The sequence below is a fragment of the Brevundimonas sp. KH_060 genome (assembly GCF_057838275.1).
In genome coordinates, this window is sequence record NZ_CM174463.1 from 3,392,541 (window position 1) to 3,407,065 (window position 14,525).

Sequence of the window (14,525 nt, forward strand, 5' to 3'; positions counted from 1 at the left end):
GCCTCGCCCTGCGGCGAAAGATTACAAGCCTGTAAGATTACAGACGCTTGCCCCCCGCCTCGGCCCTCGCCAAGGTGCCGCGCGAAACATTCGTCCGTTGGGGGACACTCATGACCATCCGCTCGCTGGCGTCTGTCGCCGCCCTTCTTCTCGCCGCCGGAGCCGCACCCGTCGCCATGGCCCAAGCCACCGTATCCGCAAGCGCCGCTTCGACGGCTCCGGGTTTCGCCGCCAGCGAGGCGACCGACCCCTATCTGTGGCTGGAAGAGGTCGAGGGCGCCCGCGCCATGGAGTGGGTCAAGGCGCACAACGAGACCTCGCTGGGCACGTTGCAGGGCGATCCGCGCTATGAGGCCCTGCACCAGCAGGCGCTGGACCTGGTGCAGTCGCGCGACCGCATCCCGTCGCCCGGCTTCACCCACGATGGCCACGTGGACAACTTCTGGCAGGACGCCGAGCATGTGCGCGGCATCTGGCGCCGTACGACGCTGGACTCCTATCGCACCGACGCGCCGCAGTGGGAGACGATCCTGGACATCGACGCCCTGTCGGCGGCCGAGGGCGCCAATTGGGTCTACAAGGGCGCGACCTGCCTGTCGCCGGACGAGCGTTACTGCCTGATCTCCCTGTCGGACGGGGGCAAGGATGCGGTGACGATCCGCGAGTTCGATACGGTGACGAAGACCTTTGTCGCCGACGGCTTCAATTTACCGGAATCCAAGGGCGATGTGACCTGGGTCGACCATGATACGGTCCTGGTGTCGCGCGACTTCGGCGAGGGCTCGCTGACGGACTCGGGCTATCCGCGCACCGTGCGCCTGTTGAAGCGTGGACCGTCGGCCGATCAGGCCGAGGTCTTCGCGGGCGAGAAGACCGACGTCTCCGTCTCCAGCTACACCCTGCGCGACGCCGACGGCGTGCTGCAGGCGGTGCTGCTGAATCGTGGGATCAACTTCTACGAAAGCGAGACCTGGCTGCTGAATGACCGCGGCGAGACGACGAAGCTGGAGCTGCCGCTCAAGTCCAACATCAACGCCCTGGTCGCCGGCCAGTTGGTGGTGACGACGGATCAGGACTGGACCGCGCCGTCGGGTCAGGAATTCAAGACCGGCGATGTCATCGCCTGGCCGCTTCAGGCCTGGCTGGCCGATCCGAAGACGCCCGCCCGCCTGGTCCTGCGTCCGGGCGAGCGCGAGGCGGTCGAGGGGATCAACGCCACCCGCAACAAGCTGGTCGTGGCCCTTTACGAGAACGTGCGCGGTTCGGTCTATGTCTACGACCCGGCCGACTGGAGCCGCACGCGTCTGGACTTGCCGCAGAACGTCTCGGTCGGCGTCGGCTCGGCGTCTGAGCGCGACGACAAGATCTTCGTCAGCGTCACCGGCTATCTGAATCCGTCCAGCCTCTATCTGGCCGATGCGGCGACCGGCGCGGTCGCCCTGACCAAGGCCCTGCCGGACAAGTTCGACGCCAGCGGCATGCGCGTCGATCAGTTCGAGGCCCGTTCGGCCGACGGAACGATGATCCCCTATTTCGTCGTCCACAAGGACGCCATGGCGATGGACGGCTCGAACCCGACGCTGCTCTACGGCTACGGCGGCTTCCAGTCGTCGCTGCTGCCCGGCTATTCGCCGACGGTCGGCAAGCTGTGGCTGGAGCGCGGCGGCGTCTATGTCATCGCCAACACGCGCGGCGGCGGCGAGTTCGGCCCCAAATGGCACCAGGCGGCCCAGCAGGAGAACCGCCAGCGCGCGCACGAGGACTTCCAGGCCGTGGCCCAGGATCTGATCACGCGCGGGATCACCTCTCAGCCGCACCTCGGGATCATGGGCGGTTCGCAGGGCGGTCTGTTCATGGGCGCCATGCTGACCCAGCGCCCGGACCTGATCAACGCGGCCGTCATCCAGGTGCCCCTGTTCGACATGCTGCGCTTCCACAAGCTGCTGGCCGGCGCCTCGTGGATCGGTGAATACGGCAACCCGGACATCCCCGAACAGCGCGCCTGGATCGAGGAATATTCGCCCTATCAGCGTCTGGCGGCGGGCCAGCCCTATCCCGAGGTCTTCATCCACACCTCGACCAAGGACGATCGCGTCCACCCCGGCCACGCCCGCAAGGCGGCGGCGCGGATGGAGGCGCTGGGCTATCCGGTGCTCTTCTATGAAAACACCGACGGCGGCCACGCGGCGGGCGCCAACCTGCGCGAGACGGCGCGCCGCATCGCGCTGGAATACACCTATCTGACCCGTCGGCTGATGGATCAGCCGGCGCAGCGATAAATCACACCCGCTCATCCCCGCGGAGGCGGGGACCCAGGTTTGAGCCCCGCGCTCGACCTGCGGCTGGAGCATCATAGTTCGGCAGCGGCTCTTGGGGCCAAAGCACTGGGTCCCCGCCTCCGCGGGGATGAACGGAGAAGATTGTGAAAACCCTGTTCCTGTCAGCTGCCCTGCCCGTCCTGATCCTTGCTGCTGGTCCGGTGCTGGCTCAAGGCGCGCTCGCCGACCCGGCGGCCGCCTCCGCGACGACCCCGCCGCCGCACTTCCCGCGCGACCTGTCGCCTGAAGGGGTCAAGGCCGCTGACGACCATCTGGCGCTGGAAGAGGTGGACGGCGCCGAGGCCCGCGCCTTCGTCGCCGCCTCGAACGAAAAGGCCCTGGCCGCCCTGACCGGCGACCGCCGCTACGAGCCCTTCCGTCAGCAGGCCGAGGCCATTCTGACGGCGACCGACCGCATCCCCGGCGTCAGCTTCCTGGGCGAAGGTCTCGGCAACTTCTGGCAGGACGCGGCCAATCCGAAGGGCGTCTGGCGCCGCACGACGCTGGCCTCCTATCGCGCGGCCCAGCCGCAGTGGGAGACGCTGCTGGACATCGACGCCCTGGCCAAGGCTGAGGGCAAGGACTGGGTGTTCAAGGGCGCCAACTGCCTGGCGCCGGACGAGACGCGCTGCCTGATCAACCTGTCGGACGGCGGCAAGGACGCTGTGACGGTGCGCGAGTTCGACCTGACGACGAAAACCTTCGTCGACAGCGGCTTCGTCATCCCCGAAGGCAAGCACCGCATCAGCTGGCTGGATCGCGACACCCTGCTGATCGCCACCGACTTCGGCCCCGGCAGCCTGACGGAGTCGGGCTATCCCTACATCGTCAAATCCCTGACGCGCGGCCATCCGTTGGCGCACGCGACCGAAGTCTATCGCGGCCAGCAAGGCGACGGCGGCTACGGCGTCTCGCCCATGGTCTTCCGTGACAAGGCGGGCGCGGTCGAGGCCGTGCTGTTCAGCCGCCCGCTGGACACTTTCCGGTCAGAAATCTGGTGGCTGAAGGATGGACGCCCGGTTCAATTGAATCTGCCGTCGCGGGTGTCGATTTTCGGTACAAGAGGAGGCGAACTGGTCTTCTCCAACGATGAGGCTTGGCGCTGGCGTCAACCGGAGTACGCACCGGGTTCGTTGTTGATTGTGGGGCTGGCTGAGCTAGCTTCGCCCCCCGTAGCCTTACCGCCGAAGCCTATGACGGGAGGGGGGGATTCTCGTCGAGTTTTCGCTCCATCAGAACGCCAATCCGTGCAGAACGTGTCGATCGTCGGGGACTCGCTGATCGTCGCTCTGGCCGACAATGTCGTTGGCCGACTGGTCAAGTATGATGCGACAGGTGAGGGCGAATATCGACTTTGGGGGGCGACCGATATCGCGGTCCCCGCCAACAGCGCGGTGAGCCTGGGCGACAGCTCAAAGGGCAAGGGCCAGGTCTTCGTCTCGACCCAGGGCTTCCTGACGCCGCCGACCCTCAGCCTCGCCGACGTCTCCACCGGCGCCCTGACCGAGCTGAAATCGGCCCCAGCCAAGTTCGACGCCTCGACCCATGTGGTCGAGCAGTTCGAGGCGACCTCGACCGACGGGACGAAAATCCCCTACTTCGTCACCCGGCCGAAAAACCTGGCGATGGACGGGGCCGGCCCGACCATCCTGTTCGGCTACGGCGGCTTCCAGGCCAGCTTCCCGCCCGCCTACAAGCCCGAGATGGGCAAGTTGTGGCTCGAGAACGGCGGCGTCTTCGTTCAGGCCAACATCCGTGGCGGCGGCGAGTTCGGGCCGCAATGGCACCAGGCGGCCTTGCGCGAGAACCGCCAGCGCGCCTTCGACGACTTCGCGGCCGTGGCCCGCGATCTGGAGCAGCGCCGCATCACCAGCCCGCGCCATCTGGGCATCTACGGCCGGTCGAACGGCGGGGTGCTGACCTCGGTGTCCATCACCCAGCATCCGGATTTGTTCAACGCGGCGGTTATCGAAAGCCCGTTGATCGACATGCTGCGCTATCAGGAGCTGCCGGCGGGCGCCTCGTGGATGGGCGAATACGGCGATCCGCGCATTCCGGGCGACGCCGAGTTCATCGCCCGCTACTCGGCCTATCAGCAGCTGCGGCCCGAGGTGAAATATCCGCGCGTCTATATCACCACCAACACGCGCGACGACCGGGTGCACCCCGGCCACGCCCGCAAGTTCGCGGCGCGCCTGGGCGATCAGGGCCACGACCATCTCTATTTCGAGGACACGGCGGGCGGCCACTCCAACGACGCGGATCCGGTGGCCAACGCCCGCCGCTGGGCGCGTCACTACGTCTATCTCAGCCAACAACTGATGGACTGAGGGCGTTCTTTGGCGCGCTATCGGCCTTCGGTCTGCTTGAGCGCGAAGGCCGATAGGCTGCGTATAACGCCGCTCACGCATTTATGAGCGGCGTTATCGGGCCGAAAGGATAGGATCGCCGCCATGATGGCACGGGGCCTGTTCAGGTATGGGATGACGGCGGCGGTCGTGGGCGCGGGCCTGCTGGCTGTCGCCGCCGCGCCTTCGCGCCCGCGCGAGCGCGACGCCCCGGTCCAGCCGGTGGTGGTCGAGCTGTTCACCGCCCAGGGCTGCGCCGGATGTCCCGACGCCAATCGCACGGTCGAGACGGTGGCCGAGGATCCGGGCGTGATCGTTCTGACCTACGGCGTCGACTACTGGGACTATCTGGGTTGGTCCGACACCTTCGCCCGCCCGGAATTCGCCGAGCGTCAGCGCGCCTATCGCCAGGCCCTGAGGCTGCGGAACGTCTCGACGCCGCAGGTGGTGATCGATGGGCGTCGCCATGTCTCGGGCGCCCGTTCGCCGGAGTTGAAGGCGGCGGTCGAGGCCGAGGCGCAGGGTCGGGGCTGGCCCCCTGAGATCGAGTTCCGCGAGACCGGCGACCGCGTCGGCATCGGCTCGGGCCGTCCGCCGCGCGGCGGGGCCGAAGTCGTCGCCGTCGTCTATCGGCCGGGCCAGCAGACGGTCGAGGTCAAGGGCGGCGACAACCGCGGCCGGGCGGTGACCCACGTCAATGTGGTGCGCGAAGTGCGCCGCCTGGGCGACTGGAATGGGCGGCCCGTGCTGTTCCCCCTGCCCCAGGATGCAGGGGTCGACGAAGGGGTGGTGGTGCTGTTGCAGGCCAAGGACGACCGCCGCATCCTGTCGTCCGCCGCGCGTCCGGAAACGGGGCGCGATTGAACCGCTGACGGAAAAGGTCTAAAGGCCCGCCGCTCTTGATGGGCGCGCGCCTCCTCGCGCGACCCGGAGAACATTGCATGGTCGGGGATACGCCCCGCGGCGACGCCGCGCCAACCGCCAACGCCTCCTCTCCTGTAAACGCCCAGACTCCGCCTTCCGGCGGGACGGACGGTCATGGCGGGGGCAAAGCCAGCCACCGCGCCCTGATCCTGGGCGCCATCGGCGTGGTGTTCGGCGATATCGGCACCAGCCCCATCTACGCCCTGCGCGAGGCGACGGCCCACGCCCAGAAGGGCGTCGGCGGCGATCTGGCGATCATCGGCGTGGTGTCTCTGGCCTTCTGGGCGCTGATGGTCGTCGTGACGTTCAAATACGTCATGTTCTTGATGCGGGCCGACAACAAGGGCGAGGGCGGCACCCTGTCGCTGATGGCCCTGGCCCAGCACGCCATCGGACGGCGCAGCGCCTGGCTGTTCGTCCTGGGCGTCTGCGGCGCGGCCCTGTTCTACAGCGACGGCGTCATCACGCCCGCCATCTCGGTCCTGTCGGCCGTCGAAGGCCTGCAGGAGGCGCCCGGCCTGAACGGGCGGCTGGACCCCTTCATCCTGCCGCTGGCGGCGGGCATCCTGATCGCCCTCTTCCTGGTCCAGTCGCGCGGCACGGCGGGGCTGGCCAAATTCTTCGGCCCCATCACCCTGATCTGGTTCCTGTCGTTGGGCGTTTTGGGCGTGGTCCATATCTTCGACGACCTGTCGATCCTGAAGGCCCTGTCGCCCTATTACGGGATCAAGCTGCTGATCGCCGACGGCTTCCTGGGCTTCGTCATCCTGGGCAGCGTCTTCCTGGCCGTGACCGGGGCCGAGGCGCTGTATGCGGACATGGGCCATTTCGGCAAGGCGCCGATCCGCCAGAGCTGGCTGTTCATCGTCCTGCCGTGTCTGACGCTCTGCTATCTAGGTCAGGGCGCCTTCCTGCTGTCGCACCCCGGCGCGGCGAGCAACCCTTTCTGGAACATGGTGCCGCAGCTGGCCTACTGGCCCATGCTGATCCTGGCCACGGCGGCGACGGTGATCGCCAGCCAGGCGATGATCACGGGCGCCTTCTCGGTCACGCAGCAGGCGGTCCAGCTGGGCCTGCTGCCGCGTATCGACATCCGCAACACTTCCGAGACCCAGGCTGGTCAGATCTACGTTCCCGCGATCAACAGCCTGCTGCTGGTCGGGGTGCTGTTCGTCCTGGTCAGCTTCCAGTCGTCGCACAATCTGACGGCGGCCTATGGCGTGGCGGTGACGGGGACCATGATGGTCAACACCCTGATGGCCTTCACCGTCGTGCGTCACAAGTGGAAGTGGTCTTGGTGGGCCATCCTGCTGACCCTGGTGCCGTTCGGCTTCATCGACGCGGTCTTCCTGACCTCCAACCTGCTGAAGATTCCGGCCGGGGCGTGGATGCCGCTGGTGCTGGGCGGCGGCTTGGTCATGCTGATGTGGACTTGGGTGCGCGGCTCGCAGATCCTGGCCGACAAGACGCGCAAGGACAGCCTGCCGCTGACCGATCTGATCGAGATGCTGCGCGCCCGCCCGCCGCACCGGGCGCCGGGCACGGCCATCTTCCTGACTTCCGACCCGGACGTGGCGCCAGTGGCCCTGATGCACAATCTCAAGCACAACAAGGTGCTGCACGAGAAGAACATCATCCTGACGGTTCACACCTCGGACCGGCCGCGCGTGCCGGACCTGCAAAGGGTGGCGGTCGAGCCGATCAGCGATGATTTCAAGCGACTGACCCTGACGTTCGGCTATATGGAGACGCCGAACGTGCCGCGCGCGCTCGGCCTGTGTCGCAAGCAGGGGCTGAAGTTCGACATCATGTCGACCAGCTTCTTCCTCGGCCGTCGTTCGGTCGTTCCTTCCGCCCGCCAGGGCATGCCTCTGTGGCAGGACAAGCTGTTTATCTTCCTGATGCGTAACGCCGCCAATCCGACCGACTTCTTCCGCATTCCGCCCGGCCGCGTGGTCGAACTCGGCACCCAGGTGTCGGTGTGAGCGGGGGAACGCCCAAGGGCAAAAGCTCCGCCGCGCGCGGCCGCCGCATCGCCGAAAAGGCGCGCGGCCCGCGTCGTGAAGCGGCCCCGCGCCCGATCGCGGACGACCCGCACGCCGACATCGGCGTCGAGGCGCGCCTGGTGGCGGGCGTCCTGCTGAACGCGGCGCTGGAGAAGCGCACCGGCCTGGACGAGGCCCTGTCGCAGTCGCCCGCGCGCGATCTGCCGCCGCAGGACCGGGCCTTCGCCCGCGCCGTGGCCATGGCGGCCCTGCGCCGTCTGGGCGAGATCGATCAGATTCTGGAGCGCCGTCTGCAGAAGGCGCCGCCGCTGGCGGTGCTGACGATCCTGCGCGTCGCCCTGGCCCAGACCCTGGTGCTGGACACCCCGGCGTTTGCGGCGGTGTCGACGGCGGTCAAGCTGGCCGAGCGCGACGCCAAGACCCGGCCCTACAAGAATCTGGTCAACGCCGTGCTGCGCGGCGTCGGCCGCGACGGCCCCGGCCTGACGACCGCCGAGTCCAACCTGCCCGACTGGCTGGCCCAGCGCTGGAAGGCGACCTATGGCGAGGGGGCCCTGATCGGCCTGGCCCTGGCCACGCGCGAAGAACCCGCGACAGACCTGACGGCCAAGCCCGGCGTCGATCCGGCCGAACTGGCGGCGTCGGTCGAAGGCGAGGCCCTGCCCGGCGGCACGGTCCGCACCGGCAAGCGCGGCGACGTCGCCGCCTGGCCCGGTTTCGAGGCCGGCGACTGGTGGGTGCAGGATGCGGCCGCCGCCGTCCCCGCGCGCCTGCTGGCGGTCAAGGCGGGCGAGACGGCGCTGGACCTGTGCGCCGCGCCGGGCGGCAAGACGCTGCAACTGGCCGCAGCCGGGGCCGAGGTCGTCGCCCTGGATCGCTCCGAGGCGCGGCTGAAGCGACTGCGTCAGAATTTCGAGCGCATGAACCTCAAGGCCGAGGTCGTCGCCGTTCCGGCTGAAGACTGGGAAGACGACCGCACGTTCGACGCGGTCCTGCTGGACGCGCCCTGCACGGCCACCGGCACCTATCGTCGCAACCCCGAAGTGCTGCGCGCCACCCGCCCCGCCGACGTGGCCAAGCTGGCCGACGTGCAGCATCGCCTGCTGGACGCCGCTGCTGAGAAGGTGAAGCCGGGCGGGCGCTTGGTCTACTGCGTCTGCTCGCTGGAGCGCGAGGAGGGCGAGACGCAGGTCATCGCCTTCCTGCGCCGCAACCCGGCCTTCCGCACGGTCGCGGCGATCCCGGCTGAGATCGGCGCCCCGGACGAGGCCCTGACCCCCGAAGGCTGGCTGCGCATCCTGCCGTCGCAATGGGCGGAAAAGGGCGGACTGGACGGCTTCTTCGCCGCCAAGCTGGAGCGGATCGCGGACTAGTCGTTTCGTTCAAGGACGACGACGGCGTCGGGGAGCCAGGCGCGCTCTCCAGCTGCCGTCTCGCAGAACAGGAAGCCGCTTTCGCTGTGGATCAGCCGGAGGCGGTCTCCTGCGCGGACGGTCAGTTCGAGCGCGTTGAAATCTCGGATCAGGCGCCAGCCGGAGGTCGCGGGCTCGCACCAGCCGTCGGGCGTCCAGCCTGCGCGCCCATCCGCGCCGACGCACCAGGTCCACCCCATGAAGTCCGTCGGCATGGAGCCGTCCGAGACCGGAACCACGGCGTCGCCTGCCCGCACGTCGATCGGATCCTCATAGGGCCGATCATAGTCCGCGACGGCCCGGACGTAGGTTTCAGGCGGAAAGACATACAGCATGTCAGTCCTCGTCGTCCTCGATGGCGTGGATCTGGTCGTCGTCCAGGCCCAGGTGGTGGCCGATCTCGTGGATCAGGACGTGGGCGATGATCTCGGCCAGGCCGACATCGCCGCGCTCGCACCATTCGTCGAGGATGGGCCGGCGATACAGGAAGACGCGCGACGGCTCTGGCGCCGGACCCATGGCGTCGCGTTCGCCGATGTGGACGCCGGAATAGAGGCCGGTCAGCTCGAACGGGTCTTCGATTTCCAGATCGCGCAGGATCTCCTCGTCGGCGAAGTCGTCAACGCGGATGACGACGTCTCCCGCCGCCTGGCGGAACAGGTCGGGCAAGCCGGCAAAGGCCTCTTCGGCCAGGCGGGCGAAATCGTCGAGCGAGGGGGCGATCTGGTCGGTCCAGGGCGTGGTCATGTCGGGGATATCGCCCGCGTCGGGCTGGGCCGCAATCGCAGAGGCGGCCGCGCGTGCATGGGCCGCATCGCAATTCGCCCAATCAGAGTATGGTAAACGCCGAATCGGCCTGACCTGACGGGCGGCCGACGCTTGGATCGGATTTTCTGGGGAAGGCATGGCCGAGGCGGATCTCGCGGCCGACATCGCCTTTGCGGCCACGGCGGGCGCGGCGGGGCTGGCGCTGGCGGTCAGCGTCTGGGCCTGGCGCCTGCGCGCCCGGCTGGTCGCGCGCGAGGCCGAGGTCGAGGACGGCCTCGCCGGCGCTCGCATCCAGGCGGAGGCGGGGGCTACGGCCCTGATGGCGTTCGACGACGTGCGCCTGGGCCTGCGCCCCGATGGCGAGATCGAGAGCGTCTTCGGCGCCGCGGACGTGCTGGCGGCTCTCGCGCCGGGCCAGGACGCGGCGGGGGCGGCCGACGCCATCCTGTCGGCCCTGAGACAATCGCACACCGGCCGTATGGAGGCCCTGATCGGCGCCGGAGAAGCGTTCGAGACCCTGCTGGAGACCACTGACGGAACCTGGGCGGTCGAAGGGCGGGCGCACGGCGGCGGGGCCTGGCTGCGGCTGTCGCGCCTGGGCGGCCCTGATACGGGCGGCGAGGCCGGGCCGGGCGCTCTGGCCGAGCAATCCCCCGCGCCGACCTGGGTGGTCGACGGGGCGGGCCATCTGATCTGGGCGAACAGCGCCTGGCTGCTGGAGACGGGCGCCGAGACGCTGGACGAGGCGCGCAGCCGGACCCTCAGCTTCGACCGGGGCGCCGACGCCGTGGTGGCCGAGGCCCTGCGCCTCAACGCGCGTCAGGAAGGCTTCCGCTGGACCACGGCGGGCGGCCGACGCCGGGCGTGGAAGATCCTGGCCGAGCCGCTGGCGGGCGGGCGCGGCGCCGTCATCGCCTTCGCCATCGAGATGACCGAGGCCGAAGAGACGCGCGACACCCTGCGCCGTCACGTCGAGGCCCATGACGAGACGCTGAACCACCTGGCCGACGCCGTGGCCATCTTCGGCCCGTCCAAGCGTCTGGCCTTCCACAACACCGCCTTCCAGTCGCTGTTCGGGGTCGATCCGGCCTGGCTGGACGAGCGCCCGACCCATGCCGAACTGCTGGACCGACTGCGCCAGAAGCGCCTGCTGCCCGAGGTCGTCGACTACGCCGCCTGGAAGGCCGAGGAGCTGGACTTCTACGGCGCCGCCCAGGCCTCGCCGGACGACAGCTGGTCTCTGCCCGACGGGCGGACGCTGCGGGTGGTGCGCCAGCCGCACCCGCTGGGCGGCATCCTGCTGATCTTCTCGGACATCACCGGCGAGTTGCAGTTGCGCAGCCGCTACAACGCCCAGATCCAGGTCCAACGCGCGACGCTGGACAAGCTGAACGACGCCGTCGCCGTGTTCGGTTCGGACGGACGGCTGCGGCTTCACAACGAAGCCTTCGAAAGCTTCTGGAACGTGGCCGGCGAGCGGTTGATGGAGGCGGGCGACTTCGACGCCGTGGCCGCCCTGTGCCGGCCGGTCCTGCCCGACGCCGCCCTGTGGCTGGGGCTGAAGGCGCGTGTGGCCGATCCGGACCCGGAAAGCCGCGTGGCCATCTCCGGCGAAGGGCGCACCGAGGACGGCCGCATCGCCGCCTGGCAGACCCGCCCCCTGCCCGACGGCGCCACCCTGGTCGCCTTCTTCGACGTGACGGCCCGGCGCGAGCTGGAGCAAGCCCTGGCCGCCAAGGAGGCCGCCTTGGCCGAGAGCCAGGCGCTGAAGCGCGAGTTCGTCGGCAGCGTCTCCTATGAGCTTAGGACGCCGCTGACGACCATCGTCGGCTATTCGGAACTGCTGGAGGCGATGGGCGACCTGCCCGAGCGCAGCCGTCAGCACGCGGGCGCCATCCGCGTGGCGGCTAGCCATCTGGCCCGCTCCATCGACGACGTGCTCGACATGGCCCAGATCGACGCGGGCGAGATGGAGCTGACGCTGGGCGACGTGCGGGTCTGCGACCTGCTGGACGAGGCGGCGGAAAAGATCAGGGCCAAGGTCGAGGGCCGGGGCGCCACGCTGAACCTGGCCTGCCCGGCAGGGTTGAAGCCGATCCGCGCCGACGCCCGCCGCATCGCCCAGGCGGTCGACCACCTGCTGGAGAACGCCTGCCGCGCCGTGTCCGAAGGCGGCGCCGTCAGCCTGACCGCCGAAGCCGGGCCGGGCGAGGTCCGCATCCGCGTCGAGGACACCGGCCGGGGCATCCCCTACCATCTGCAGGCCCACGTCTTCGATCGCTTCGTGCGGCGGGAGCGCGGCGGGCCGGGCGTGGCCCTGGCGCTGGTCAAGGCCCTGGTCGAACTGCACGGCGGCTGGGCCGAGGTTCAGTCGGAACCGGGCAAGGGCGCGGCCTTCATCCTGCACCTGCCGGTCGAGGCGACGGCGCCGACCGCCGCGCCGGAATTGCTGCTGGGCTGATCTTGGCCGTCCAGTCGTGCTAGAGGGCGTGTCCAAGCCTTCCAGGACGTCCTCATGGCCGACACGACCCGCCCCCTGCTCAAGACCGCCGTCATCTATGATTTCGACGGCACCCTGGCGCGAGGCAATATGCAGGAGGTCAGCTTCATCCCCTCGATCGGGATGACGCCGGCCCAGTTCTGGAACGAGACTGTCCGCCCCCGGACCATCGCCTCGGACGGCGACGGCATCCTGATGTACATGCAGATGATGCTGCTGGCCGCGCGCGAACAGGGCGCCCCGGTGACGCGCCAGACGCTGCGCGACCACGGCCGCGACGTGGCCCTGTTCGAGGGCCTGCGCGATCGCTCCTGGTTCGACCGGATGAACGCCTTCGGCGCCCAGTTCGGGCTGGAGATCGAGCACTACATCATCTCGGCGGGCCTGACCGAGATGATCGAGGGCTGCCCCATCGCCGAGGCCTTCACCCACGTCTTCGCCTCGAAATACGCCTATGACGACGAGGACGTGGCCGTCTGGCCCGCCGTGGGCGTCAACTACACGACCAAGACCCAGTATCTGTTCCGCATCAACAAGGGGGTGCACAACCACTGGGAGGATGAGCGTATCAACCGCTTCATCCCGGATGAGGAGCGCCCCATCCCCTTCGACCGCATGATCTTCCTGGGCGACGGCGACACCGATGTGCCGACCATGAAGATGATGCACACCAAGGGCGGCTTCTCCATCGCCGTCTACGACCCCGACAGCACCCCGCGCGACCACGACAAGATCCACCGCCTGATCTCGGAGGACCGGGTCAACTTCGTCGCGGCGGGGGACTATCGCGAGGGCTCGCCCGTCGATCTGATCGTCAAGGGCCTGATCGGCCGCATCGCCGTCAACTACGGCCGGATGCCGGCGGACTGACCTTCATCCTTCTCCCCTTGTGGGAGAAGGTGGCAGGCGGAGCCTGACGGATGAGGGGTGTAAGCGCTCAGGCCTGAAAATTTGATCTTCTGCCGAGCCTCAACAACTCATCTAGGCGCCGACACCCCTCATCCGAGCGCCTCCGGCGCCCCCCTTCTCCCTCAAGGGGAGAAGGGGCGTCGCTGGCGGTCCAGCGTTATGGCGATGTCCGCCTTTACCCCGCCCGCCAGCATATGGCGGGTGATCCGCTCGAAATGCTGGATGAAGACGGCCAGTTCGGCGCGTCTGGCGGAGGGTAGATCGGCGGGCGGCAGGTTCATCAGCCCCGCCTCCTGCTCGCAGCGCCAGTCCAGCACAGCGTCGAAGGACGGCGCCTTGAGGAACAGCACCGCGTCGAAGCGGGCGAAGGTCTGGGCGTAGGAACCGGCCAGGGCGGCGTTGGCCGCGCGCCGCCAGCTCCCCTCCCTGTCCCGTTCGGCCTCCAGAGCATTGATCGGCGCGGCGAGGTCGGCCTCGGCCTGCGGCGTCGCGCCCAGGCACCAGCCGTCGATCAGCACCGCCGACGGGCGACCCGCAAACACAGGCCAGTCCGTTCTGGGCGCGCGATCATCGGCCAGCTTGTCGAAGGCGGGCAGCGGCGTGCGGCTGTCGGCTTCAGCGGCGCGCAGGGCGGTTAGAGTGCGCTCCAGCAGGCTCAGGTCGTGCGTCCCCGGCGGGCCGCGCACGGCGAACAGGGGATGGACGTCGCGGGCCAGGGTCTGGCGCTCAGCCTTGGTCAGATAGACGTCGTCCAGCGACAGATGCGCGGCGCTCAGCCGTTCGGCCGCGATGCGGGCCAGGGTGGTTTTGCCCGAACCCTGCGCTCCGGCGACGCCGATCAGGGGAATGTGGTCCGGCCGGGCGTGGCGCGCGGCCAGAGACCCGACCGCATCCAGCAGCCGGGCGTCGATCATCTCAGTGCTGGCTTTCCGGCAGGCGCACGATCAGGCCGTCCAGGTCGTCGGTGACGCGGATCTGGCAGGACAGGCGGCTGTTCGGTTCGACGTTCTCGGCGAAGTCCAGCATGGACTCCTCCATGGCCGAGGGGCGGCCCGTCTCGGCGGCGAAGTTCTCGTCGACATAGACGTGGCAGGTGGCGCAGGCGCAGGCGCCGCCGCAATCGGCGTCGATGCCCGGCACATTGTTGCGGATCGCGCCCTCCATCACGGACAGGCCTTTTTTGACCTCGACCGTGTGCTCGGTTCCATCGTGTTCAATGTAGGTGATCTTGGGCATGGAAGCGGTCTTAACTCTGGATGCAGGGTTGGCAAGCCTTGCTACGCGGCGGCCAAGGAAAACCCCCGGAACCAGGCGGCGCCGGGGGCTTTTCTTTTCGTTCC

11 protein-coding genes are annotated in these 14,525 nt (G+C 68.7%); 7 read left to right on the forward strand and 4 right to left on the reverse strand.

The genetic code is table 11. The features are described 5' to 3' along the window. Window positions 1–110: 110 nt before the first annotated feature. The 5 genes from AC3IPP_RS16810 to AC3IPP_RS16830 all read left to right on the forward strand — a co-directional run bounded on the left by AC3IPP_RS16810 (window position 111) and on the right by AC3IPP_RS16830 (window position 8,969). The gene (locus tag AC3IPP_RS16810) at window positions 111–2,279 is read left to right on the forward strand and encodes a prolyl oligopeptidase family serine peptidase (protein WP_489149774.1); all 2,169 of its coding nucleotides are present in this window, start codon (window positions 111–113) and stop codon (window positions 2,277–2,279) included. Between the two features lie 140 nt (window positions 2,280–2,419). After that, window positions 2,420–4,648 carry a prolyl oligopeptidase family serine peptidase gene (locus tag AC3IPP_RS16815; RefSeq protein ID WP_489151075.1) on the forward strand — a complete coding sequence of 743 codons (2,229 nt, stop codon included), beginning with the start codon at window positions 2,420–2,422 and terminating at the stop codon, window positions 4,646–4,648. A gap of 123 nt (window positions 4,649–4,771) precedes the next feature. Further along, the gene (locus AC3IPP_RS16820) at window positions 4,772–5,530 is read left to right on the forward strand and encodes a DUF1223 domain-containing protein (RefSeq protein ID WP_087141405.1); all 759 of its coding nucleotides are present in this window, start codon (window positions 4,772–4,774) and stop codon (window positions 5,528–5,530) included. A gap of 77 nt (window positions 5,531–5,607) precedes the next feature. Next, window positions 5,608–7,575 carry a potassium transporter Kup gene (locus tag AC3IPP_RS16825; protein WP_489149775.1) on the forward strand — a complete coding sequence of 656 codons (1,968 nt, stop codon included), beginning with the start codon at window positions 5,608–5,610 and terminating at the stop codon, window positions 7,573–7,575. Beyond that, the gene (locus AC3IPP_RS16830) at window positions 7,572–8,969 is read left to right on the forward strand and encodes an RsmB/NOP family class I SAM-dependent RNA methyltransferase (protein ID WP_489149776.1); all 1,398 of its coding nucleotides are present in this window, start codon (window positions 7,572–7,574) and stop codon (window positions 8,967–8,969) included. Before AC3IPP_RS16825 ends, AC3IPP_RS16830 begins: the two co-directional genes overlap by 4 nt. On the opposite strand, the gene AC3IPP_RS16835 is transcribed toward AC3IPP_RS16830, so the two are convergent. Continuing rightward, the gene (locus AC3IPP_RS16835; RefSeq protein ID WP_489149777.1) at window positions 8,966–9,343 is read right to left on the reverse strand and encodes an SH3 domain-containing protein; all 378 of its coding nucleotides are present in this window, start codon (window positions 9,341–9,343) and stop codon (window positions 8,966–8,968) included. The genes AC3IPP_RS16830 and AC3IPP_RS16835 overlap by 4 nt on opposite strands. A 1-nt stretch (window position 9,344) precedes the next feature. Beyond that, window positions 9,345–9,755, reverse strand: a complete 411-nt coding sequence (locus AC3IPP_RS16840) for a metallopeptidase family protein (RefSeq protein WP_087141409.1) — start codon at window positions 9,753–9,755, stop codon at window positions 9,345–9,347. Window positions 9,756–9,912: 157 nt separating this feature from the next. On the opposite strand from AC3IPP_RS16840, the gene AC3IPP_RS16845 reads away from it, so the two are divergent. Continuing rightward, window positions 9,913–12,237: a sensor histidine kinase gene (locus AC3IPP_RS16845; RefSeq protein WP_489149778.1), complete on the forward strand. Its 2,325-nt coding sequence runs from the start codon at window positions 9,913–9,915 to the stop codon at window positions 12,235–12,237. 54 nt (window positions 12,238–12,291) lie between these two features. After that, entirely contained in the window at window positions 12,292–13,146 is an 855-nt protein-coding gene (locus AC3IPP_RS16850; protein WP_087141411.1) for an HAD family hydrolase, read from the forward strand. Window positions 13,147–13,307: 161 nt separating this feature from the next. On the opposite strand, the gene AC3IPP_RS16855 is transcribed toward AC3IPP_RS16850, so the two are convergent. Together AC3IPP_RS16855 and AC3IPP_RS16860 are read right to left on the reverse strand one after the other, a co-directional pair. Then, a complete protein-coding gene (locus AC3IPP_RS16855) occupies window positions 13,308–14,099 on the reverse strand; it encodes a kinase (RefSeq protein ID WP_489149779.1) in 792 nt (263 codons plus the stop codon). Window position 14,100: 1 nt separating this feature from the next. Continuing rightward, entirely contained in the window at window positions 14,101–14,421 is a 321-nt protein-coding gene (locus AC3IPP_RS16860) for a 2Fe-2S iron-sulfur cluster-binding protein (protein WP_003166502.1), read from the reverse strand. Window positions 14,422–14,525: the final 104 nt, after the last annotated feature.

What these genes read in the sequence shown, in the direction of transcription:
- AC3IPP_RS16810 (WP_489149774.1), top strand. Translation starts at nt 111, where the DNA reads ATGACCATCCGCTCGCTGGCGTCTGTCGCCGCCCTTCTTCTCGCCGCC.
- AC3IPP_RS16820 (WP_087141405.1), top strand. Translation starts at nt 4,772, where the DNA reads ATGATGGCACGGGGCCTGTTCAGGTATGGGATGACGGCGGCGGTCGTG.
- AC3IPP_RS16825 (WP_489149775.1), top strand. Translation starts at nt 5,608, where the DNA reads ATGGTCGGGGATACGCCCCGCGGCGACGCCGCGCCAACCGCCAACGCC.
- AC3IPP_RS16835 (WP_489149777.1), bottom strand. Translation starts at nt 9,343, where the DNA reads ATGCTGTATGTCTTTCCGCCTGAAACCTACGTCCGGGCCGTCGCGGAC.
- AC3IPP_RS16840 (WP_087141409.1), bottom strand. Translation starts at nt 9,755, where the DNA reads ATGACCACGCCCTGGACCGACCAGATCGCCCCCTCGCTCGACGATTTC.
- AC3IPP_RS16845 (WP_489149778.1), top strand. Translation starts at nt 9,913, where the DNA reads ATGGCCGAGGCGGATCTCGCGGCCGACATCGCCTTTGCGGCCACGGCG.
- AC3IPP_RS16850 (WP_087141411.1), top strand. Translation starts at nt 12,292, where the DNA reads ATGGCCGACACGACCCGCCCCCTGCTCAAGACCGCCGTCATCTATGAT.
- AC3IPP_RS16855 (WP_489149779.1), bottom strand. Translation starts at nt 14,099, where the DNA reads ATGATCGACGCCCGGCTGCTGGATGCGGTCGGGTCTCTGGCCGCGCGC.
- AC3IPP_RS16860 (WP_003166502.1), bottom strand. Translation starts at nt 14,421, where the DNA reads ATGCCCAAGATCACCTACATTGAACACGATGGAACCGAGCACACGGTC.